Annotated in this window: 23 protein-coding genes; 14 read left to right on the top strand and 9 right to left on the bottom strand. The window is 64.8% G+C overall.

From position 1 onward, the window contains the following. Positions 1-289 precede the first annotated feature (289 nt). The 3 genes from fabV to IAE40_RS21470 all read left to right on the top strand — a co-directional run bounded on the left by fabV (position 290) and on the right by IAE40_RS21470 (position 3353). A complete protein-coding gene (gene fabV / locus IAE40_RS21480; RefSeq protein WP_063543055.1) occupies positions 290-1501 on the top strand; it encodes an enoyl-ACP reductase FabV in 1212 nt (403 codons plus the stop codon). A gap of 166 nt (positions 1502-1667) precedes the next feature. Further along, positions 1668-2354: an N-acetyltransferase gene (locus IAE40_RS21475; RefSeq protein ID WP_200603830.1), complete on the top strand. Its 687-nt coding sequence runs from the start codon at positions 1668-1670 to the stop codon at positions 2352-2354. 90 nt (positions 2355-2444) lie between these two features. Then, positions 2445-3353, top strand: coding sequence for an alpha/beta hydrolase family protein (locus tag IAE40_RS21470; protein WP_054893528.1), 909 nt, complete (start codon positions 2445-2447; stop codon positions 3351-3353). Positions 3354-3392: 39 nt separating this feature from the next. Here the strand turns inward: IAE40_RS21470 and IAE40_RS21465 are convergent, their stop codons facing one another. The 4 genes from IAE40_RS21465 to IAE40_RS21450 form a co-directional block, all read right to left on the bottom strand. Then, positions 3393-3734 (bottom strand): HopJ type III effector protein, encoded by a 342-nt coding sequence (locus IAE40_RS21465; RefSeq protein WP_153772527.1) that lies wholly within the window; start codon positions 3732-3734, stop codon positions 3393-3395. Next, positions 3727-4023 (bottom strand): DUF1244 domain-containing protein, encoded by a 297-nt coding sequence (locus tag IAE40_RS21460; RefSeq protein ID WP_063543065.1) that lies wholly within the window; start codon positions 4021-4023, stop codon positions 3727-3729. The genes IAE40_RS21465 and IAE40_RS21460 overlap by 8 nt, the downstream gene beginning before the upstream one ends. A 10-nt stretch (positions 4024-4033) precedes the next feature. Next, positions 4034-4726, bottom strand: a complete 693-nt coding sequence (gene folM, locus IAE40_RS21455) for a dihydromonapterin reductase (protein ID WP_371926196.1) — start codon at positions 4724-4726, stop codon at positions 4034-4036. A gap of 74 nt (positions 4727-4800) precedes the next feature. Then, on the bottom strand, positions 4801-5373 hold the full coding sequence (locus IAE40_RS21450) for an antibiotic biosynthesis monooxygenase (protein WP_197892837.1): 573 nt from the start codon (positions 5371-5373) through the stop codon (positions 4801-4803). A 214-nt stretch (positions 5374-5587) separates the two neighbouring features. Here IAE40_RS21450 and IAE40_RS21445 point away from each other — a divergent pair, with 214 nt between their 5' ends. Beyond that, a complete protein-coding gene (locus IAE40_RS21445) occupies positions 5588-6529 on the top strand; it encodes a MerR family transcriptional regulator (RefSeq protein WP_200603829.1) in 942 nt (313 codons plus the stop codon). Here IAE40_RS21445 and IAE40_RS21440 read toward each other — a convergent pair. After that, positions 6514-7131, bottom strand: a complete 618-nt coding sequence (locus IAE40_RS21440; RefSeq protein WP_200603828.1) for a hypothetical protein — start codon at positions 7129-7131, stop codon at positions 6514-6516. The genes IAE40_RS21445 and IAE40_RS21440 overlap by 16 nt on opposite strands. Positions 7132-7204: 73 nt before the next feature. Then, positions 7205-7636, bottom strand: a complete 432-nt coding sequence (locus tag IAE40_RS21435; RefSeq protein WP_200603827.1) for a PAS domain S-box protein — start codon at positions 7634-7636, stop codon at positions 7205-7207. A gap of 92 nt (positions 7637-7728) precedes the next feature. Between IAE40_RS21435 and IAE40_RS21430 the strand changes: the two genes are divergently transcribed. Continuing rightward, a complete protein-coding gene (locus IAE40_RS21430; protein WP_200603826.1) occupies positions 7729-8184 on the top strand; it encodes a flavodoxin in 456 nt (151 codons plus the stop codon). 65 nt (positions 8185-8249) lie between these two features. Here the strand turns inward: IAE40_RS21430 and IAE40_RS21425 are convergent, their stop codons facing one another. Next, positions 8250-9134, bottom strand: coding sequence for a LysR family transcriptional regulator (locus IAE40_RS21425; RefSeq protein ID WP_200603825.1), 885 nt, complete (start codon positions 9132-9134; stop codon positions 8250-8252). A gap of 97 nt (positions 9135-9231) precedes the next feature. Here IAE40_RS21425 and IAE40_RS21420 point away from each other — a divergent pair, with 97 nt between their 5' ends. From IAE40_RS21420 to IAE40_RS21405, 4 genes are all read left to right on the top strand, one after another. After that, positions 9232-9618: a CidA/LrgA family protein gene (locus tag IAE40_RS21420; RefSeq protein ID WP_153772521.1), complete on the top strand. Its 387-nt coding sequence runs from the start codon at positions 9232-9234 to the stop codon at positions 9616-9618. Beyond that, positions 9608-10294 (top strand): LrgB family protein, encoded by a 687-nt coding sequence (locus tag IAE40_RS21415; RefSeq protein ID WP_054893516.1) that lies wholly within the window; start codon positions 9608-9610, stop codon positions 10292-10294. The genes IAE40_RS21420 and IAE40_RS21415 overlap by 11 nt, the downstream gene beginning before the upstream one ends. Before the next feature lie 176 nt (positions 10295-10470). After that, a complete protein-coding gene (locus IAE40_RS21410; protein ID WP_197892844.1) occupies positions 10471-11376 on the top strand; it encodes an alpha/beta fold hydrolase in 906 nt (301 codons plus the stop codon). 118 nt (positions 11377-11494) lie between these two features. After that, positions 11495-12409 carry an SDR family oxidoreductase gene (locus tag IAE40_RS21405; protein ID WP_200603824.1) on the top strand — a complete coding sequence of 305 codons (915 nt, stop codon included), beginning with the start codon at positions 11495-11497 and terminating at the stop codon, positions 12407-12409. Positions 12410-12678: 269 nt separating this feature from the next. Here the strand turns inward: IAE40_RS21405 and IAE40_RS21400 are convergent, their stop codons facing one another. After that, positions 12679-13455 (bottom strand): IclR family transcriptional regulator, encoded by a 777-nt coding sequence (locus tag IAE40_RS21400; RefSeq protein WP_153772518.1) that lies wholly within the window; start codon positions 13453-13455, stop codon positions 12679-12681. A gap of 199 nt (positions 13456-13654) precedes the next feature. On the opposite strand from IAE40_RS21400, the gene hmgA reads away from it, so the two are divergent. The 4 genes from hmgA (at position 13655) to IAE40_RS21380 (ending at position 18337) form a co-directional block, all read left to right on the top strand. Continuing rightward, positions 13655-14956 carry a homogentisate 1,2-dioxygenase gene (gene hmgA / locus IAE40_RS21395; RefSeq protein ID WP_125930706.1) on the top strand — a complete coding sequence of 434 codons (1302 nt, stop codon included), beginning with the start codon at positions 13655-13657 and terminating at the stop codon, positions 14954-14956. A gap of 3 nt (positions 14957-14959) precedes the next feature. Further along, positions 14960-16252: a fumarylacetoacetase gene (gene fahA, locus IAE40_RS21390; protein WP_197892850.1), complete on the top strand. Its 1293-nt coding sequence runs from the start codon at positions 14960-14962 to the stop codon at positions 16250-16252. A gap of 12 nt (positions 16253-16264) precedes the next feature. Then, positions 16265-16891, top strand: a complete 627-nt coding sequence (gene maiA / locus IAE40_RS21385; protein ID WP_197892852.1) for a maleylacetoacetate isomerase — start codon at positions 16265-16267, stop codon at positions 16889-16891. A gap of 90 nt (positions 16892-16981) precedes the next feature. Then, a complete protein-coding gene (locus IAE40_RS21380) occupies positions 16982-18337 on the top strand; it encodes an MFS transporter (protein WP_197892854.1) in 1356 nt (451 codons plus the stop codon). Here IAE40_RS21380 and IAE40_RS21375 read toward each other — a convergent pair. Then, entirely contained in the window at positions 18326-19132 is an 807-nt protein-coding gene (locus IAE40_RS21375) for a SirB1 family protein (protein WP_153772700.1), read from the bottom strand. The genes IAE40_RS21380 and IAE40_RS21375 overlap by 12 nt on opposite strands. A gap of 123 nt (positions 19133-19255) precedes the next feature. Between IAE40_RS21375 and IAE40_RS21370 the strand changes: the two genes are divergently transcribed. After that, on the top strand, positions 19256-20275 hold the full coding sequence (locus IAE40_RS21370) for a Glu/Leu/Phe/Val dehydrogenase family protein (RefSeq protein WP_153772699.1): 1020 nt from the start codon (positions 19256-19258) through the stop codon (positions 20273-20275). Positions 20276-20303: the final 28 nt, after the last annotated feature.

Raw genomic sequence — 20303 nt, 5'->3', positions numbered from 1 at the left:
GTCCCTGTGTAGGAGCGGCCTTGTGCCGCGATCGGGCGCGAAGCGGCCGTAAAACCAGGCTCCGCGATCTGTGAGGAATACCTCGGCCGCCTGGTTTACGGCCGCTTCGCGCCCGATCGCGACACACGGTCGCTCCTACAGGGAGCGAGTCGCTTTCGGATTCGGGTTTTGCTCGGGCCCTTGACCCCGTAATATGTGTCGGATGACTTGCGGGGGTAGTCTCACCCTCTGATCAATCGGAATCGCCCCTGCGGCGTTTCCCCAGCATAAACCTGACGAGGTACAGACATTGGCCATCATTCATCCCAAGGTACGCGGTTTCATCTGCACCACGACTCACCCGAAGGGCTGCGAGCTCAACGTCCGTGACCAGATCGAAGCCACCCGCAAGCTGGGCGTGCGCGAGGATGGTCCGAAGAAAGTCCTGGTGATCGGCGCCTCCAGCGGCTACGGCCTGGCAGCACGCATCACCGCCGCCTTCGGCTTCAAGGCCGACACCCTGGGCGTGTTCTTCGAAAAGCCGGGCACCGAGACCAAGGCCGGCACTGCAGGCTGGTACAACGCCGCTGCCTTCGACAAGTTCGCCAAGGCCGAGGGTCTGTACAGCAAGTCGATCAACGGTGACGCCTTCTCCGACGAAGCCCGCGCCAAGGTGATCGAGCTGATCAAGAACGAGATGGGTGGCAAGGTCGACCTGGTCATCTACTCCCTGGCCTCGCCCGTACGCAAGCTGCCGCAGACCGGCGAGCTGATCCGCTCGGCGCTCAAGCCGATCGGCCAGCCGTACAAGTCGACCGCCATCGACACCAACAAGGACACCATCATCGAGGCCAGCATCGAGCCGGCCACCGAGCAGGAAATCGCCGACACCGTCACCGTCATGGGTGGCCAGGACTGGCAGCTGTGGATCGACGCCCTGGCCGGCGCCGACGTGCTCGCCGAAGGCGCGCGCACCGTGGCCTTCAGCTACATCGGCACCGAAATCACCTGGCCGATCTACTGGCACGGCGCCCTGGGCCAGGCCAAGCAGGACCTGGACGAAACCGCACTGCGCCTGGACAAGAAGCTGGCCGGTGAAGTGAAGGGCGGTGCCAACGTCGCCGTGCTCAAGTCGGTGGTCACCCAGGCCAGCTCGGCCATTCCGGTGATGCCGCTGTACCTGTCGATGGTCTTCAAGATCATGCAGGAGAAAGGCGTTCACGAAGGCACCCAGGACCAGCTGGATCGGATGTTCCGCGACCGCATGTACCGCGCCGATGGTGCTCCGGCCGAAGTGGACGAAAAGGCTCGCCTGCGTCTGGACGACTGGGAACTGCGCGACGACGTGCAGGACGCTTGCAAGGCCATGTGGCCCAAGGTCACCACCGAGAACCTGTTCGAACTGACCGACTACGCCGGTTACAAGAAGCAGTTCCTCAACCTGTTCGGTTTCGAGCGCGCTGACGTCAACTACGACGAAGACGTGGCCACCGACGTACGGTTCGACTGCGTCGAGCTGTAAGCAAGCCCTTGACCGCGCAGCCGTTTGTCCCGGTTGCGCGGTTCCCTCCGTGGGCTTGTTAACATTCTGCAACAAATCCTCAGGTGGCCCTTTGCTATGGCCGCTTTCTCCCTGATCTATACAGCAGCTATTGGTCCGGCAATCTCGCCTGGGCCGGGGAGGCAGCATGCGCGCATTGCAAAAACTACAAGAACGGATCCGCCAGAAGGGTCTCAAGCGTACTTTCAAGACCCTGGTCGAACGCTACGTATTCTTCCACTGGGAATTGCTGTGGATGGAACGCGACCTGGTCACTCCCGTGCCGCCCTACAAACTCAAGGAACATCCGCCGGTCACCCTAGTGGAAATCATCACCGCCAATGCCGACGCCTTTGCGCGCTATTTCGGCGATCGCGTGGAAACCATGCGCGAACTGGCTGCTGATGGCCATACCGGGCACATGTACCTGGACGAGCACGGTGACGCGGTAGCCTTCATCTGGGCGAGCGTGGTCGACTACCACGACAAGCACTATTACGGCTGCACCTTCCCGGTGAAGCCTGGCGAGTTCTTCGAGTTCGGCGGCGAGATGACCCGGCGCTACTTCGGCAGCGAGTTGTCGGTCACCGCTCAGGTCGAGCTGTGGAACGCCATGCATGCCAAGGGCTGCCGCAAGGTGGTGGACGTGGTGGAGACGCACAACGTGCCGGCCATGAAGCTGCACCTGCGCATGGGCTATCACGAGCAGGGGCGGGTGATGCATGTGTATGGCCTGTTCGGGCGCTGGAAGCTGTTCCGCGAAACGCGTTATGAAGGTTCGCGGTTGGAGGTGCTGCGCAAGCCTGGAGTGGCGCGGGCGTTGCCGACCACCTGAGGCCGGTACAGCCAGCGAAAAATTTGCTAGCGTGGGCGGATGACAAAAAACGCCGCCCGCCTCCCGGCGCGACGGCGCAGGGAGCCCACCATGAGCAGCCTGACCCAACCTGCGACTGCCTTTCGCCATGAAGCCGCCGACGGCTACAGCCTCGGCGGTTTCCAGTGGCGCCACGCCGAGCCCGACCCCCAGCGCCCGCTGGTGATCATCAACGCGGCCACCTCGGTGCGCTGCCGCTACTACGCTCGCTTTGCCGACTACTTGTTCGCCCACGGCTTCGATGTGCTGAGCTACGACTACCGTGGTATCGGCGAGTCTCGCCCGGCATCGTTGCGTGGTTTCCAGGCGTCGTGGAGCGACTGGGGCTGCCTGGACTTCGAGGCCATCCTGCAGCGCGCTGCCAGCGAATTCCCCGGGCAGCCGGTGAATGTGGTGGGGCACAGCTTCGGTGGCTGGGCAACCGGCCTGGCGCCCTCGGCCGGGCAGGTGCGGCGGCTGGTGATGGTCGGGGCACAGTTTGCCTACTGGCGTGACTATGCGGCCGAAGGGCGCTGGCGGATGGTGGGCAAGTGGCATGTGGTGATGCCATTGCTGACCCGGCTACTGGGCTATTTCCCCGGCAAGCGCCTGGGTTGGATGGAGGACACCCCGGCCGGGGTGGTGCGTGACTGGAGCACGCCGGCACCGCGCTATGAACATCGGCCCAGTGGACGGCTGCTGCAGGCGCGGCCCTTCGCCCAGGTTCAGGCTGCGGCCCTGGCGGTGAGCCTGAGCGACGATCCCTTCGGCACCGTGGCGGCGACGGAGCGGTTGCTGGGCTATCTGGACCATGCCCAACCTCGCCATCTGCGCATATCGCCTGTTGATATCGGCGAGCAGGAGGTCGGGCATTTCGCGTTTTTCCATGATCGCTTTCGGGCGAGCCTGTGGCCGATTGCGCTGGAGTGGTTGCGTGATGGTGTGCTGTCGGAGGGGATGCCGGGCCAGCGCTTGAGCTGATGGGGGCCGGCGCGGCTACTGCTGCGCCGGTCGCTTCGCTCAGGCGTTGCGATTCAACGGCTGTGCTGCGAACTGCACGCCAGCCAGGCCGTGCTTGATCAGCGCGCGAATGTTGCCATGGTCGCTGCCCTCGGGGGTGGCGAGCACGCTGCGGTAGTGTTCGCCAAAGGCCAGCAGCGCTTCCTCATCGCTCAGCCCTTCCAGCAGGGCCAGGCCCAGGGTCTTGCAGGAGCCCTCGTTCTGCCCGGCTGCGTTTTCCACGCCGCCGTTGTTGAAGGCCTGGGGTTGGTAGCTGTAGTTGGCGGCGATGAAGCCCAGGGTGTCGGCAAAAACGTGTTCGCCGCTGGCGAGGCTGTTGCGCAGGGTGTTCAGGTCAGTCACGGGGTTTTCCTTGTTCGAACGCCGCTTGCTGCTCGGCGCTGGCTTCTTTCTGGTATTGGGCTTTCCACTCGGCGTAGGGCATGCCGTACACCGCTTCGCGGGCGTCGTCCAGGCTCAGCTCGACCTGGCGCTCGTCAGCGGCGGCCTTGTACCACTTGGACAGGCAGTTGCGGCAGAAGCCGGAGAGGTTCATCAGGTCGATGTTCTGCACGTCGGTACGCTTTTGCAGGTGATCGACCAGGCGCCGGAATGCGGCGGCTTCGAGTTCGAGCTGTTGTTGCTCAGTCATGGGGCTTACCTCAGGTCATGCGGTTCTTCAGATGGCGGCCACCGTTGATGACCACCTGGCTGCCGGTGCTGTACTGGCTTTGCAGCAGGAACATCACCGCCTCGATCAGCGGCTGCGCACCCGGTTCGAATTCCAGCAGGGCCTTTTTCAGGGTCTGCCGGCGGTACTGTTCGTCGCCGCCTTCCTTCAGGATCAGCAGGCCCGGCAGGATACCGTTGACGCGCACCTTGGGCGCGTACTTTTCGGCGAACGACAGCACCATGTTCTGTAGCGCGGCCTTGGTTGCGGCATAGCCGATATGGCTCTTGCTGCCGCGTGAGGAGGTTTCGTCGCAGATGTGGATGATGTCGGCCTTCTCGACCTTGGCCAGGTTTTCGCCCAGCGCCAGGTTGAGGTGGTAGGGCGCCTCGACGTGCAGGCGGAACATGGTGTCGAGGCTCTGCAGGTCGTCGTCCAGCCACAGCGAGGCGTTGTGGATGATTGCGCGCAGGCCATCATAGTTGTGCTGCAGGTGTTCGATCAGCGCCAGGCGGTCGGCCTCGCGGGTGAGGTCGGCCTGGAACTGGATGATGTTCGGGTGTGCGGCCTGCGCATGAAGGCTGCGGCTGGCGCTGACCACCTGATGGCCGGCCTTGGCCAGCGCCAGGGCCAGGGCCAGCCCGACGCGCTGGCTGGCTCCGGTGATGAGGATAGGGCTGTTCATGTTCGGGGCAGTCTGTTCGTCTGTTCGTTCGTGCCCCAGCATACCCGAACTGCGCGGGCTTGCGAGCCCGCTCCTCAGCGGCTGCGCAACCCTTCGCGGCGCCGTGACGCCGGGCGTGCCGGGGGATTGAGCCAGCCGGCCAGCAGGCGGGTGGACAACGGAATGAACAGGTAAACCATCAGCGGCGTCAGCACCAGGGTGCTCAGCAGTACCCGGGGCAGCAGGTCCAGCGCTGCCAGCCAGTGGCCGAACAACAGGTTGAACAGCAGCGACACCGGGAAGAACGCCAGCCAGATGGCGGTAGCCTGCTTCCAGCGCGGCGGTTTATGCACCGTTTCGGTGCCGAACCAGGCGTCGATGCCGCTGAAGCGCCGCTCTTCGGGGCGCTCGAACAGGCCATCGCCACGCTGCAGCCAAGCGCGTCGCGAGGCGGAATGTTCCCAGGCGTGCAGGGTCGGTTCGTCGTTGAAGCGAAAGATGATCTGGAAGGCATCGCTGTCAGCGGGCGGCGCGAGGATGCCCGAGCCCAGGTAGCCGGGGAAGTCGGTGGCCAGTTGCTCGCCTTCATGGAGCCAGGCCAGCAGGTCCTGGTAGCGTCCATTGGCGGCGCGGCGCGACACCATCAGGGTGACGGGTGCGGTAGACATCGTGTATCTCCTTACGACGGGGCTGGCGGGTAGCCGGCCCCTTGGCCTGTGCCCGGGGTGGTGGGCGACGCAGACGTGGATGCAAGAATCGGGCGCGGATTATCGCGTATATTTCGTGACCGGTCAGTGTTGTGACCGCAAGGTTGCGCTGACCCCTGGCCGATACCGGCGTAGAATGGCCGTCACATATCTACGAGACAGAGTTGTCACGCTCATGAAAGAGCCACAAGCGAGTGCCCTGATCGCACATGGGCTGGTGCATCAGGAGCTGTTTCCGATCCGCGAAGTGTCGCGCCTGACTGGCGTCAACCCGGTGACTCTGCGCGCCTGGGAGCGCCGCTATGGGCTGATCCAGCCGACCCGCACCGAGAGTGGCCATCGTCTGTATTCGCAGGCCGACATCGACGCCATCGACAGTATCCTGGGTTGGCTGCGCCGTGGCGTCGCGGTGAGCAAGGTCGGCAGTATCCTGGCACGTAGCCAGGGGCCGGCGGAGGGGGCCTGGGCCGGAAGCACGGTTGGCGACCGCTCACGCTGGCAGGCCCAGGTGCGCGAGGCCGTGCGCCAGTTCGATGCCGCGCAGTTGGGGCGGTTGTTCGAGCAGGTGTTTGCCAGCCATGCGCTGGAGCAGGTCTTCGGTGAGGTGTTCATGCCGGTATGGCAGGCCCTGCGCGCCAGCCAGGCGGGGTATGGGCAGGCCAGCGAGTGGCTGTTCCTCGACCAGTTCCTGCGCGCGCGGGTGCTGTTGCGCCTGCAACTGGCACGTGAGCCCAAGAGCCGACGGATACTGCTGTCACCGTTGTCGGCACAAGGCCAGGAGCTCGAGTTGCTGGTGGCGGGGCTGCTGCTGGGCAGTGACGAGGTGGCGGTCACGGTGCTGGCACCGGGGCAGCCTGTCGAAGAGCTGGCGTTGGTCTGCGAGCGGTTGGCGCCGGATGCACTGGTGCTGTTCGACAACCATCGCCCGGCCAATGACCTGGACAAGCGCCTGGCACGCCTGGCGCAGCGGGTGAACTGCCCGCTGTTGCTGGCAGGCGAGACCGCCGAAATGGCTCAGGACAATCTAGAGGGCGGGCCGGTGGGCTGCCTGGGCGCCCACGCGGTGTTGATGAAACAGCGGTTGCGCCAGTTCCTCGCCGGTCAGATCGATACCTGAGCGTGCAACTCTGGGTGCGCCTTGCGGTGGGCCTGGAGAATGTACTCACGCAGGCGGTCGATTTCGTCGTCTGGGCTGTGGCTGAGGTCGTAGGCCGCCAGGTCCGGACCGATGCGGCGGCGCAGCGTGCCGTGCAGCCCGATCGGCTCGATGCCCGGTGGGGCGAAGAACAGCTCGAAGTGGCTGGGCGCCTGGGCCTCGCCGTTCACTTGCAGCAGTACCCCTTTGAACGAGATATCGCGCACCCACAGCTCGCTCTGCGTGCCGCGGGCGTCGACCAGTGCGGCCGGCTGGTCCAGGGACAGGCGCCAGGGCCGCAGCATCGGGCCGTCTTCATAGATTTCCGGTGAGCCCAGTTGCAGGTGCAGGGCGTGGAACTCGTCTTCTACCAGTTGCAGGGGAATGCTGATCTGCTGGTTGTTGAATTGCGCCTGCAGGGTGACCTGCTCGTTGGCCACCAGGCGGGTGAGCAATTGCTGCAGACGACGGTCGCCATTGACCAGGAGGCTCGAGGTGGGGTCGGCCAGGTTCAATTGGGGCGTGTGCTGCATGTCCTGAATGAAATCCAGCTCATCCTGAGTAAGGAGGGCGTCTGCTTGCATGATCGGACTCGGGTCGGGCGTCGTCGGTGGGTTCTTCACTGCCATGGACTGTGCCCGGGGCGTTTGGTTCAGGTCATTGGACGGATGGTTGCCCGGCCAGTCGGGTGTTTGCGTCGGCCAGCTCGCGTTCGAGTTCGACCTGACGGCTGACATCCTTCTGGATGCCGATGAAATAGGTGCGTTGATCAGCCTCGTTGTACACCGGGGTGATCGACAGTTCGTTCCAGAACCCACTGCCGTCCTTGCGGTAGTTGCGCAGTACCTCGCGACACGGCCGACCTTCGGCCAGGGCCTTGCGGATGCGGGCGCGGCCCAGTTGGTCGCGATCGTCGCCCTGGAGGAAGCGGCAGTCCTGGTAGAGGATCTCGTCGCGCGCGTATCCGGTGAGGCGTTCGAAGCCTGCGTTCACGTAGATCAGGATGGTGTCGTCACCTTCCTGTTCGGCGACCACGATGCCGTCGTTCGACGCGTCGATCATGGCGTGTAGCAGTTGCGCGTTGATCATGTTCCTGGCCATGGGAGTCAAGTGGAGCGGCCTTTTGCCACTGTCGAATGGTAGTATCCTACGTTTTCACTCAGTTTCGGAATCCTCTCCTGATGAAAGTCGCCATTATTTCAGGCTCGGTCTATGGCACCGCCGAAGAAGTCGCCCGTCATGCCGAATCCTTGCTCAAGGCTGCCGGGTTCGAAGCCTGGCATGCGGCGCGTGCCACCCTCGAGGATCTGCGCGGTTTTGCGCCTCAGGCGCTGCTGGCGGTGACCTCGACTACCGGGATGGGTGAGCTGCCCGACAACCTCATGCCGCTGTACAGCACGATTCGCGATGCACTGCCGGGCGAGTGGCGCGGTTTGCCGGGCGCGGTGCTGGCCCTGGGCGATTCGAGCTATGGCGACACCTACTGCGGCGGGGGCGAGCAGATGCGCGAGCTGTTTGCCGAGCTCGGCGTGCGGGAAGTGCAGCCGATGCTGCGACTGGATGCCAGCGAGACCGTGACCCCGGAAACGGACGCAGAGCCCTGGCTGGCAGAGCTGGCGCAGCTGCTCAAGGCGTAAGCCGCGGGGCGCGATCTTCTTGCGAGCAAGGTTTCTTCCAGGGAGGGTGAGTGGCGATTCGCCGCTCACCCTCCTTTGCGCTCCTGCACCAACGCCAGCCACGCCTGCGCCGCTCGCGACAGGTACGCTCCGCGCCGCCAGATGAACGCGATGTCCCAGCGCAGGTGGCCAGGCTCCACCAGCGGCACTCTCACCACCCCATCACGCTCCAGCCCACGTGCCACCACGCTGGGCAGCAGTACCACGCCCTGTCCTGCGGCCACCAGCGCGGTGAGGAAATCCGCCTGGCCGCTGCGCCCGCCCTCCTTTGGGATGAAACCTGCCTGCTCGCAGGCGCTGAGCAGTTTGTCGTTGAGCATGAAGCTGCGGTGATACAGCAGGAACGGCGTATCGGCCAGTTGGCGTAGGGTCACTCCGTCGCGTTCGGCCAAGGGATGGTTGTCTGGGAGCAATGCATCGAGCGGTTCGTTGCAGAAGGGTTGATAGTCGAAGGCCGGGTCGCTCGGGGTGACGCTGCCCCCGAGTTCGAGTTCGCCACTCCTGACCCCCTGTTCGACGATCCGGCTGCCGCCTTCGACCAGGTGCACGGTGATGTTCGGATAGCGCCGCCGGTATTCGGCGAACAGGCTGGCGAACAGGGCCTCGCCGCCGACCACCGGCAAACCCAGGCGCAGTTCGCCGCGGGCCATCTGGCTCAGGTCGTCGAGTTCGGTCAGCAACTCATGGCGCTGGCGCAGCAGGGCCTCGCCGCGTTCGAGCACGATGCGTCCGGCGGCGGTGAGATGCAGTTGCGAGCCCTGGCGCTCGAGCAGGGGTTGGCCGAGGTCTTCCTCAAGCTGGGCCACTTGCTTGCTCACCGCCGACTGGCTGATGTGCAGCGTGTGTGCGGCCTGGGTGAATCCCCCTCGATGAACCACTTCGATGAAGCTGCGCAGTTGCTTGAATTCCATTGCATGAATTCCAGATTGGAATGGATGGCAGTCTAACAATTCGCTTTTGGCCTTGGCAGTGGCTTTTTAAAATGAGCCCATCCCGAGGAAACCGATCATGAAAGCCATCGTATCGAATGCGTTGCCCCGCCTGCTTGCCGAGTTGTGTGTGTTGTTTGTTCTGTATCTGATTGGCGGCCAACTTGTCGTCTGGCTTGGCTGGCCGATCCCGGCCGGGGTCATGGGCATGGTGCTGTTGCTGGTGCTGTTTGCCGTGGGGGCCGTGAAGCCGGGCGCTTTGCAACGGGGCGCCGGTTGGTTGATGGCGCAGATGCTGCTGTTCTTCATCCCGGCGCTGATGAGCCTGCTCGACTACGGCAGCCTGATGCGCAGCGAGGGGTGGCGCATCCTGCTGGTAATCGCCTTGAGCACCTTGGTGGTGATGGTGGTCACGGCGCTCACGGTCGAACTCGTCTGCCGGTGGAGCCTGCGCCATGAAGCTTGAACCGATGTCGCTGTTCTGGCTTGCGCTGACGGTGGCGGCCTATCTGTTCAGCCGCTGGCTGTATGGGCGCACTGGCCGTTATCTGCTGTCGCCGCTGGTGCTGGTCCCGGCGCTGCTGCTGGCGGTGGCGGTTCCGCTGCACACCGCCTACGCCGAGTATGCCCGCAACACCCATTGGCTGATCGGCGTGCTGGGGCCGGTCACCGTGGCCTTCGCCGTGCCGATCTGGCAGCAGCGGGCGATGCTGGCGCGACATTGGCCGGCGCTGTTGCTGGGGATGCTGGCGGGCAGCCTGGCGTCGATCTCCAGTTCCTGGGGGCTGGCGCATCTGCTGGCGCTGGATGAGTCGGTCAGCCTGTCACTGGTGCCGCGCTCGATCACCACGCCGTTCGCCATGCCGCTGGCCCACGACCTGGGCGGTGTGCCCGAGCTGACCGCGGTGTTCGTGATGTTCACCGGTGTGCTGGGGGCCGTGTTCGGCGGCCTGCTGCTGCGGGTGTTGCCGCTGCGTACGTCACTGGCGCGTGGCGCACTGTTTGGAGTCGGTGCCCATGGCGCCGGGGTCAGCCGCGCCCATGAAGTGGGCGGGGAGGAGGGCTCGGTGGCGGGGCTGGTGATGGTGCTGACCGGCCTGCTCAACCTGTTCGCCGCGCCATTGCTCGCCTGCCTGCTATGACCGTTCGTGCCAGTGTCCTGCACGGTCATCAAGCTGGCTGCCAAGGTAAGTTCCGCCATTCAAGGCGCTGACTAGACTCAGCCTCGACATAGAGAGCACATGCAAGTGCCGAGGTGACATGCAATGAGCGCAGCCTTGCCCTATACCGTCAACACCTGATCAGCGGGACGATTCCGATGCCTTTGGCCGAAATTCCATTGTGCGTCTGGCGTACCCGGGGACAGAGTTTTTCCTTCCGGGGCCAGAGCATCCGTTACTGGACAGCAGGGCAAGGAGAGCCCTTGCTACTGTTACATGGCTTCCCTACCGCCAGCTGGGACTGGCACTACCTGTGGGCACCCTTGGCGCAGCGCTTTCGCGTGGTGGCCTGCGACATGCTCGGCTTCGGCGACTCGGCCAAGCCCGCGGATCACGAGTACAGCCTGATGGAGCAGGCCGATCTGCAGCAGGCGCTGCTAGACCACCTGAGAATCGAACAGCCGGTGCACCTGCTGGCCCACGACTACGGTGGCAGCGTCGCCCAGGAGTTGCTCGCGCGCCATCACGAAGGGCGTGTCGACATCGCCAGTTGTGCGTTTCTCAACAGCGCGCTGTTCCCCGAGCTGTGTCCGTTGCTGCTGGTGCAGAAGCTGTTGCTCAGCCCGCTGGGCTGGCTGGTGGCGCGTTCGTTCGGGCGGGATGATCTGGTGCGCAATGTCAGCCAGGTCTACGGCCCTTGCACCCACCCCAGCGAAAGCGCGCTGGACGATTGCTGGAGCCTGATGGTGTCAAACCGCGGGACGCGCATCCTGCACAAGTTGATGGCCTATGTGCCGGAGCGTCAGGCACAGCGACAACGCTGGATCGGTGCGCTGCAGGCGGAGGGCGTGCCGTTGCGCCTGATCAATGGCGCGGTCGATCCGCTGTCGGGGGCGCACATGGTCGAGCGCTACCGGCAACTCGTGCCTGACCCCGATACCGTGGTGTTGCAGGGGATCGGCCACTATCCGCACACCGAAGCGCCGGTGCAGGTGCTGCGTCATTACCTGGCGTTTCGCGAGCAGCCCCTGAGCTATATACCGCAGCGGGTTGCCTGGTCCTGAGCGCGGCGATCATCGCCTTGTGTTATCGCCTGCCATTCAGCGTCACTGCGCTTGATTGTCCGCTGCCGATGGCTGGCGGACACTCCAGGTATCCCAATTCTTGCCTGGAGCCTTGAGCATGAGCGAGCCGGTAAATCTGCAAGACCGCGTAGTGATCGTCACGGGGGCCGGCGGTGGCTTGGGCCGGGCCCACGCACTGCTGTTCGCGGCCCGTGGTGCACGTGTGGTGGTCAACGACCTGGGCGGCTCGACCCATGGCGAAGGCGCCAGCGCATCGGCAGCCGACCGGGTGGTGGAGCAGATCCGCGCCGCAGGCGGTACCGCGGTGGCCAACCATGATTCGGTGGCCGAGGGTGCGCGTATCGTCGAGCAGGCGCTGGACAGTTTCGGGCGGGTCGATGTGCTGGTGAACAACGCCGGCATCCTGCGGGACAAGACCTTCCACAAGATGGAGGACGCCGATTGGGACCAGGTCTACCGGGTCCATGTCGAAGGGGCCTACAAGGTGACCCGCGCCGCCTGGTCGCACCTGCGCGAGCAGAACTGGGGACGGGTGATCTTCACCGCCTCCACGTCCGGCATCTACGGCAATTTCGGCCAGGCCAACTATGGCATGGCCAAGCTCGGCCTCTATGGGCTGACCCGCACCCTGGCCATCGAAGGCCGCAAGCATGGGATTCTGGTCAACGCCATCGCGCCCACAGGGGGCACGCGCATGACAGAAGGCCTGATCCCGCCGCAGGTGTTCGAACGTCTCAAGCCTGAGCTGATCAGCCCGGTGGTGGTGTACCTGGGCAGCGAGCAGTGCCAGGACACGGGGCAGTTGTATGAAGTGGGCGGCGGCTGGGTCGGCAAGGTCCGATGGGAGCGAAGCCTTGGCGTTGGATTCGACCCCAATGGCGGGTTCACGCCGGAGCAGGTGGCCGAGCATTGGGCGCAGATCGGCGACTTCGAGGGGGCGACTCATCCGCAGGATACGTTGCAGGCCTTGCAGCAGATGATGGCGAATCTGCAGAAGCACCCGCTGGGATAGTGGGTTTCGAGCGCAAAAAAAAGCCGCTGCACCGGCAGCGGCCAATCGAGACGTCAGATCAAGGAGCTTCAAAATCAACGTCGTTCACACGTGGCGGCCCGAACGACGGGGGAGTGCCTTTCGCGCCAGCCAGTGAAAACAGAATAAGCCGCTGATCCCACGGGAAAAATAGCCCTGGGTGACATTCACCTTTACGTTTCGGGTAAAAGTGCGCCAAAAACAGTCAGGCCGCATCACGACAGTGCAGGGCCGTGAAACCCCGTTCCATCTCAGGCTTCGTAGCCCATCCGCCAACTGACAGTGCGCGCCGCGCTCAGCAATTGCCGGGCGGCCGGGCCATCTTCATCGGCATGGAAGATCGACGTCGGGCCAACGACCGTCATCACCGCTGCAATCTGGCCCATGGCGTTGAACACCGGCGCCGACAACGCATCCACCCCCGGCATCAGCAAACCGTGAACATGGTGCAGGCCGCGTGTGCGGATCTGCGTGAACAGGTCCACGTAGTGCTCGACCTGTTGCCCCCGTGCGGCCAGTTCGCGGTCGCGCAACTCGATGGTTTCCCGCTCTGGCAGGTGAGCGGCGAATACCAGTCCGGTGGATGAACTCAGCAGTGGCAGCACCGAGCCGATCTGGGTCACCACCGTCACGGCGCGCACCGCAGGCTCGATGTTCACCACGGTTGCGCCCTGGTTACCCCACACGGCGATGAAGCAGCTCTCGTTGAGCGCGTCGCGCAGGTGCGACAGCGGCAGGGCCGCGACCTTCAGCACATCGATGCTGCCCAGCGCCGCCATCCCCACGCGCAAGGCTTCGCGCCCGAGCCCGTAGTGATTGGTCGCCGCATCCTGCTCGGCGAAACCACTGGCGATCAAGGCCTGCAGGTAGCGATGAACCTTGCTGGCGGGCATCTGCACATGTTCGGCCAGGCGCGACAGCGAGGTGGAGGGCGACAGTTCGGCCAGCGCCTTGAGGATGTCGGTGCCGACTTCAGCGGAACGGACCTTCTGTTTGCTGTTGTCAGCTGCAGTTTTGTCTCTGGACATCGTAAGACGCTTCCGGGATTCATTCTGGCCGACTTTATAGCTTGACGCCTCTTGCCGAGCAAATTACGTTATTCGTAATCGGATTACGATAAATATAAATTCAGATGTGCTGTGTGTCCCCTGGCAGTGGTCGGTCCATCCGCCGATTCGGGGCTGCAGCTCTCTGCCGTCAATGGCTCCACCGAGCCTGGAGGCCCCGATGACCCGCGACACCTCCCCCGAACTCAGCTACCTGAGCGGCTTCGGCAACGAATTCGCCAGTGAAGCCTTGCCCGGTGCACTGCCGGTCGGGCAGAACTCTCCACAGAAAGCACCCTATGGGCTGTACGCCGAGTTGCTGTCGGGTACCGCCTTCACCATGGCGCGCAGCGAACTGAGGCGCACCTGGCTGTACCGTATCCGCCCCTCTGCGCTGCACCCGCGCTTCGAGCGCCTGGCGCGTCAGCCCCTGGCCGGCCCGCTCGCTGCGGCGAACCCCAATCGCCTGCGCTGGAACCCGCAGCCAATCCCGTCCGACCCGACCGACTTCATCGAGGGCTGGTTGCCCATGGTGGCCAATGCGGCCGCTGACAAACCGGCCGGGGTGAGCATCTATATCTACGGCGCCAATCGCTCCATGGAGCGGGTGTTCTTCAATGCCGACGGCGAGTTGCTGCTGGTGCCACAGCAGGGGCGACTGCGCATTGCCACCGAACTGGGCGTGCTGCAGGTCGGGCCGCTGGAGATCGCGGTGATTCCGCGCGGCATGAAGTTCCGCGTCGAGCTGCCTGATGGCCAGGCACGCGGCTACATCGCCGAGAACCACGGCGCGCCGCTACGCCTCCCTGACCTCGGGCCGATCGGCAGCAATGGCCTGGCCAACCCACGCGACTTCCTCACCCCGGTCGCGCACTACGAAGAAACCCAAGGCCCGGTGCAACTGGTGCAGAAGTTCCTTGGCGAGCACTGGGCCTGCCAACTGCAGCATTCGCCGCTGGACGTGGTGGCCTGGCACGGCAGCAACGTGCCTTACAAGTACGACCTGCGCCGCTTCAACACCCTCGGCACGGTCAGCTTCGACCATCCGGACCCCTCGATCTTCACCGTGCTGACCTCGCCCACCAGCGTGCACGGCCTGGCCAACATGGACTTCGTGATCTTCCCGCCGCGCTGGATGGTGGCCGAGAACACCTTCCGTCCCCCGTGGTTCCACCGCAACTTGATGAACGAGTTCATGGGCCTGATCGACGGCGCCTACGATGCCAAGGCCGAGGGCTTCCTGCCGGGTGGCGCGTCGCTGCATGGGGTGATGAGCGCCCACGGGCCAGACGCCGAAACCTGCGACAAGGCGATCGCCGCCGAGCTGGCGCCGCACAAGATCGACCACACCATGGCCTTCATGTTCGAGACCAGCCAGGTGCTGCGTCCGAGCCAGCAGGCCCTCGAGAGCCCGCAATTGCAGGCCGACTACGACAGTTGCTGGGCAACGCTGCCAAGCACCTTCAATCCGAACCGGAGATGACCGATGAACCAGACCGCCATTGCCCGTAGCTGGGTCGAACACGCCAACGGGCACCGCGACTTCCCGCTGCAGAACCTGCCGCTGGGCATCTTCAGTCGCCCGGGCCAGGCGCCACGCTGCGGCGTGGCCATCGGCGACGCCATCCTCGACCTGGAGGCCGCACTCGCCGCCGGTGTGTTCGAGGGGGCGGCCAAGGCTGCTGTCGAGGCTACCCGCGGCGGCGCCCTGAACGCCTTCTTCGCCCTCGGCCGCCCAGCCCGTGTGGCCCTGCGCGAGCGCTTGCAGGTTCTGCTCGGCGAGCACAGCGAGCATCGGGCCGTGTTGCAAGCGGCGTTGCATCCGGCTGGCGAATGCACCCTGCACTTGCCGGCCCGGGTCGGTGACTACACGGACTTCTACGTCGGTATCGAGCACGCCAAGAACGTCGGCAAGCTGTTCCGCCCAGACAATCCGCTGCTGCCCAACTACAAGCACGTGCCGATCGGCTATCACGGCCGCGCCTCGACCTTGCGCCCCTCCGGCACCGATGTGCGCCGCCCCAAGGGCCAGACGCTCCCGGCCGGGCAGACCGAGCCGAGTTTCGGCCCGTGTGCGCGGCTGGACTACGAGCTGGAGCTGGGTATCTGGATCGGTCAGGGCAATGACATGGGGCAGCCGATCGCAATCGGTGATGCAGCCGAGCACGTGGCCGGCTTCTGCCTGCTCAACGACTGGTCCGCGCGTGATATCCAGGCCTGGGAGTACCAGCCGCTGGGGCCGTTCCTGTCCAAGAGCTTCATCACCAGCGTCTCGCCGTGGGTGGTGACCGCCGAGGCGCTGGAGCCGTTCCGCTGTGCGCAACCCGCACGCCCGGAAGGCGATCCGCAGCCCTTGTCTTACCTGCTCGACAAACGTGACCAGGCCGCCGGCGCCTTCGACATCGAACTGGAAGTGCTGTTGCTGACCGAGCGCATGCGTGACGAGGGCCTGCCGGCGCACCGCCTCACCCTGAGCAACACCCGCAGCATGTACTGGACCGTGGCACAGATGGTGGCGCACCACAGTGTCAACGGATGCCAGTTGCAAGCCGGTGACCTGTTCGGCTCGGGCACGCTGTCCGGGGCTGTGCCGGGTTCGTTCGGCAGCCTGTTGGAGATCACCGAAGGCGGCAAGCAACCGGTACAACTGGCCAGTGGTGAGGTGCGCAAGTTCCTCGAGGACGGCGACGAAATCATCCTGCGTGCGCGTTGCGTGCGCGATGGCGTTGCCAGCATCGGTTTCGGCGAATGCCGTGGCACGGTGGTCGGAACCAACTGAGAGGGCAGGGCGATGGAGCTGTTCACCTACTTCCGTTCCACCTCCTCTTACCGGGTGCGCATCGCCTTGGCGCTCAAGGGCCTGGATTATCAGGCCCGGCCGGTCAACCTGCTCAAGGGCGAGCACCGTGCTGCGGACTACCTGGCGCTCAACCCCCAGGGGCGGGTGCCCGCGCTGCGCACGGACAGCGGCGAATTGCTGGTGCAGTCGCCGGCGATCATCGAGTACCTGGAAGAGCGCTTCCCCGACACGCCGCTCTTGCCCCAGGGCGAGGACGCTCGGGCACAGGTGCGTGGGGTCGCGGCGATCATCGGTTGCGACGTGCATCCACTGCACAACGTCAGCGTGCTCAACCAGTTGCGTCAGCTGGGGCACGATGAAACCCAGGTCAACCAGTGGATCGCCTACTGGATCGGCCAGGGGCTGGCGGCAGTGGAGCAACTGATCGGCGACCAGGGTTTCTGCTTTGGCGATACGCCGGGGCTGGCGGATGTGTACCTGATGCCGCAGTTGTACGCGGCCGAACGGTTCAACGTGGATCTGGAGGGCTACCCGCGTATTCGTCGGGTCGCCGCCCTGGCTGGGCAGCATCCAGCCTTCGTCAAGGCGCACCCGGCGAACCAGCCGGATACGCCCTGAGCACGGCGTCGGTCTTTGTGCGGGCAATCCCGTTCCCACAGCGCCGACGCTGCTTCGCACCCCACAACAAAAACAACCCGGTACCTTGCGATGCACAACCAGATAGCCAGCTTTCGCGCGGCCCTCGATGGGCGTCCTGTGTCCTCCTACCAATGGCGCTTGCTGGCGCTGTTGATCCTGTTGTTGGTGACCGACGGCTATGACGCCCAGGTGCTGGGCTACGTGATTCCGGCCCTGGCCCAGGACTGGGGCCTGGAGAAGGCGGCGTTCGGACCGGTGTTCAGCGCCAACCTGCTGGGGCTGACACTGGGCTCGCTCGCCGTCACCCCACTGGCCGATCGCTTCGGCGTGCGCAGGGTGCTGCTGTGGTGCGTGCTGCTGTACGCGAGCCTGACCCTGCTGATGGTGTTTTCCACCTCGTTGAACAGCCTGATGCTGGCGCGCTTTTTATGCGGTATCGGCATGGGCGGGGCGATGCCCAGCGCGATGGCGCTGATGGCCGATTATGCACCGCCGCGCCTGCGCACCTTGATGGTGACCCTCGCGGCCTGCGGTTTCTCCCTCGGCGGCGCGGCGGGTGGCTTCGTCGCGGCAGGCTTCATCGAAAGGTTCGGTTGGGAGGCGGTGTTTCTGGCCGGTGGCGTGGCGCCGCTGCTGTTGTTCCCCTTCCTGGTGATGTTCCTGCCCGAGTCCTTGCCCCGGCTGTTGCGCGATGCACCTCCCTACGCCCGTCTGCAACGCCTGGCAGCGCGCGTGCTACCCGGCTGGCAAGTGCCGGCGGCACAGCTTGCGGTGGATGAGCCGGCGGCAGACAAACTGACCGTATTGGGCTTGTTCCGCGATGGCTTCGCCCGGCCGACGCTGCTCATCTGGGGGACCTTCTTCGTCAGCCTGATCCTGCTGTATTTCATGATCAGCTGGCTGCCGTCGCTGTTGCTGGAGAGCGGGCTGGCGCTCAAGCAAGCCAACCTGGTGACTTCGCTGTTCCTGTTTGCCGGGACCTTCGGCGCGATCTGCCTGGCCTGGTGCGCCGATCGCATGGCCAACAAGGCCAGGTTGCTGGCGGCGGTCCTGGTGGGCGCTGCGGTCTTCAGCGTGCTGGTCGGGTTGAACCACGCTGATCCGCGCTGGCTGGTGCCAAGCGTGTTCGCTGCAGGTTTCTGCATCATCGGCGGACAACTGACACTCAATGCCTTCGTGAGCAACTTCTACCCGGCTCAGGTTCGTGCGACCGGCGCCGGCTGGGCGCTGGGCGTCGGGCGCTTCGGTTCGATCCTCGGGCCGTTGTTCGGCAGCCTGCTGCTGGCCATGCACATGCCGGTGGAGTGGATTTTCTTCTTCTGTGCGATTCCGGCAGTGATCGCGGCCCTGCTGATCAGCCAGGTGCGTGCGCCGGGCAAGCAGGCTGATGCGCAGGCGGCCAAGGTCGATGCGCTAGTGGATTGAACGGTTTGTCGAAGGCAATTGGGCGAGGCGCTCACCCAGCTTGAGGCGTTGCACCGGATCGTCGCTCAACAGCAGTGCGTGCTCCAGGTCGAAGCGCTCGGCCTGGGGGCAGTCCAGGTGCTGGTAGAGGGTGGCGCGGGCCAGGTAGTCGGCGACCTGCACTGGTCCCAGTTGCATCACCCGTTCTGCGTCGATCAGCGCAGCCAGGTCGTTATCGTTGCTGCTGTGCAGTTGGCGCAGGTTGCGCGACAGGCGCTGCAGCATCTGCATCGGGCTGGCGCTGTGCAGGTGCTCGGCAGTCAGGGTCATGTGCGGGCCGTATTGGCGGTTGAGCAGTTCGCGGCAATCTGCGGGGTACAGGCGTCGACCGCCGCAGGGGTCGAGCAGGTGATCGGCGCCGGGTACGCGCAACAGGAAGTGGCCAGGGAAGTTCACCCCCTCCAGTGGGATCGACAGGCGCTGGGCCATTTCCAGTGCGAGGATCGCCAGCAGCAGCGGCTGGCCTCGACGGCGCTGCAGCACCTTGTCCATCAGCGCCGCTTGCGGACGTAGCGGATGGTATTCGTCCTGCTGGAAACCCAGGGCGTTGAGTTGGCGCAGCAATGGCTGGGCGAGCTCGCCGACGGGCAGCATTGGCAGGCGCGCGTTGATTTCCCGATGCAGGTCGTGCAGTTGCGCAAGACAGGCGGCGGGATCGACCTCGCGATCATGCTCGGCGGCGATCCAGAGGGTGGCTTCCAACAGGGCGACCGGAATGCGGTCGAGACAGGCCAGGCAGGCTTTACGTGGGTTCATCGGACTTCTCCACACACACTAGATTTTTAGCCCCGGCGCACCGATTCGTCCAGTGGTCCGCCCAGGCCCTGGACAGTCGCCGGCTGCCTATACTGATGTGAGCACCTTGTGGGGAGCCCGTCGATGTTCGCGCTCATGCAAAGCACCCGTACCCAGTCCCTGCACCTGTGGAACGACCCCGCCACTGGCTTGAAAGCCGTGGTGGCGATTCATAGCGAGCAACTGGGGCCAGCCATGGGGGGCTGTCGCTACCTGCCGTACGCCGACGATGAAAGTGCGATGAGCGATGCCATTCACCTGGCCCAGGGCATGAGCTACAAGGCTGCCCTGGCCGGGCTGGCGCTGGGCGGTGGCAAGGCGGTAATCGTACGCAACCCCCATGTGGAAAACCGCGCGGCGCTGTTCGAGGCATTCGGGCGTTTCGTCGACAGCCTGCAAGGGCGTTTCATCACTGCCGTGGACAGCGGCACCTCGACGCTGGACATGGACTGCATCGCCCAGTCCACCCCTCATGTCACCAGCACCACGGCCTCGGGCGATCCCTCGCCGCACGCGGCCATGGGCGTGTTCGCCGGTATTCGCGCCACCTCGATGGCACGGCTGGGTAGCGACAATCTCGAAGGGTTGCGCGTGGCGGTGCAAGGGCTGGGCAATGTGGGTTATGCACTGGCGGAGCAGTTGCATGCGGCAGGGGCGGAGTTGCTGGTCAGCGACCTTGACCCGGGGCGGGTGAGGCTGGCGGTGGAGCAGTTCGGAGCACATCCGGTGACCAACGATGCGCTGATCAGCACGCCCTGCGATATCTTCGCGCCCTGCGGGGTAGGGCCGGTGCTCAGCGGCCAGAGTGTGATGAAGTTGCGTTGCGCGGCGGTGGCCGGCGCCGCCAATCATCAGTTGACCACCTTGCAGGTGGCCGATCAGCTAGAGAGCCGCGGGATTCTGTATGCCCCGGACTACGTGATCAATGCCGGTGGGCTGATCTACGTGGCGTTGACACACCGAGGCGCTGACCTGAGCACCATCACCGCGCATCTGGCGCGTATCCCTACGCGTCTGACCGAGGTATTCGCCCATGCCCAGGCCGAGAAGCGCTCGCCTGCGCGTGTGGCGCAGATGCTGGCGGAGCGGCTGTTGTACGGTTGAGCGAGCGCTGGCTCCAGCATCCACGCCC

The sequence above is a fragment of the Pseudomonas sp. S44 genome (assembly GCF_016624805.1).
Taxonomy (GTDB): Bacteria; Pseudomonadota; Gammaproteobacteria; order Pseudomonadales; family Pseudomonadaceae; genus Aquipseudomonas; species Aquipseudomonas machongensis.
This window is presented reverse-complemented; position numbering and strand designations above follow the sequence as displayed.

Excerpts from the sequence above, each read along its gene's own strand:
- IAE40_RS21440 (WP_200603828.1), bottom strand. The coding sequence starts at position 7,131 with ATGCAAGCAGACGCCCTCCTTACTCAGGATGAGCTGGATTTCATTCAG.
- IAE40_RS21400 (WP_153772518.1), bottom strand. The coding sequence starts at position 13,455 with ATGTCCAGAGACAAAACTGCAGCTGACAACAGCAAACAGAAGGTCCGT.
- IAE40_RS21470 (WP_054893528.1), top strand. The coding sequence starts at position 2,445 with ATGAGCAGCCTGACCCAACCTGCGACTGCCTTTCGCCATGAAGCCGCC.
- folM (WP_371926196.1), bottom strand. The coding sequence starts at position 4,726 with ATGAACAGCCCTATCCTCATCACCGGAGCCAGCCAGCGCGTCGGGCTG.
- IAE40_RS21370 (WP_153772699.1), top strand. The coding sequence starts at position 19,256 with ATGTTCGCGCTCATGCAAAGCACCCGTACCCAGTCCCTGCACCTGTGG.
- IAE40_RS21435 (WP_200603827.1), bottom strand. The coding sequence starts at position 7,636 with ATGATCAACGCGCAACTGCTACACGCCATGATCGACGCGTCGAACGAC.
- IAE40_RS21475 (WP_200603830.1), top strand. The coding sequence starts at position 1,668 with ATGCGCGCATTGCAAAAACTACAAGAACGGATCCGCCAGAAGGGTCTC.
- fahA (WP_197892850.1), top strand. The coding sequence starts at position 14,960 with ATGAACCAGACCGCCATTGCCCGTAGCTGGGTCGAACACGCCAACGGG.
- IAE40_RS21415 (WP_054893516.1), top strand. The coding sequence starts at position 9,608 with ATGAAGCTTGAACCGATGTCGCTGTTCTGGCTTGCGCTGACGGTGGCG.
- IAE40_RS21425 (WP_200603825.1), bottom strand. The coding sequence starts at position 9,134 with ATGGAATTCAAGCAACTGCGCAGCTTCATCGAAGTGGTTCATCGAGGG.
- IAE40_RS21450 (WP_197892837.1), bottom strand. The coding sequence starts at position 5,373 with ATGTCTACCGCACCCGTCACCCTGATGGTGTCGCGCCGCGCCGCCAAT.
- IAE40_RS21410 (WP_197892844.1), top strand. The coding sequence starts at position 10,471 with ATGCCTTTGGCCGAAATTCCATTGTGCGTCTGGCGTACCCGGGGACAG.
- IAE40_RS21380 (WP_197892854.1), top strand. The coding sequence starts at position 16,982 with ATGCACAACCAGATAGCCAGCTTTCGCGCGGCCCTCGATGGGCGTCCT.
- IAE40_RS21420 (WP_153772521.1), top strand. The coding sequence starts at position 9,232 with ATGAAAGCCATCGTATCGAATGCGTTGCCCCGCCTGCTTGCCGAGTTG.
- IAE40_RS21405 (WP_200603824.1), top strand. The coding sequence starts at position 11,495 with ATGAGCGAGCCGGTAAATCTGCAAGACCGCGTAGTGATCGTCACGGGG.
- maiA (WP_197892852.1), top strand. The coding sequence starts at position 16,265 with ATGGAGCTGTTCACCTACTTCCGTTCCACCTCCTCTTACCGGGTGCGC.
- hmgA (WP_125930706.1), top strand. The coding sequence starts at position 13,655 with ATGACCCGCGACACCTCCCCCGAACTCAGCTACCTGAGCGGCTTCGGC.
- IAE40_RS21460 (WP_063543065.1), bottom strand. The coding sequence starts at position 4,023 with ATGACTGAGCAACAACAGCTCGAACTCGAAGCCGCCGCATTCCGGCGC.
- IAE40_RS21375 (WP_153772700.1), bottom strand. The coding sequence starts at position 19,132 with ATGAACCCACGTAAAGCCTGCCTGGCCTGTCTCGACCGCATTCCGGTC.
- IAE40_RS21430 (WP_200603826.1), top strand. The coding sequence starts at position 7,729 with ATGAAAGTCGCCATTATTTCAGGCTCGGTCTATGGCACCGCCGAAGAA.
- IAE40_RS21445 (WP_200603829.1), top strand. The coding sequence starts at position 5,588 with ATGAAAGAGCCACAAGCGAGTGCCCTGATCGCACATGGGCTGGTGCAT.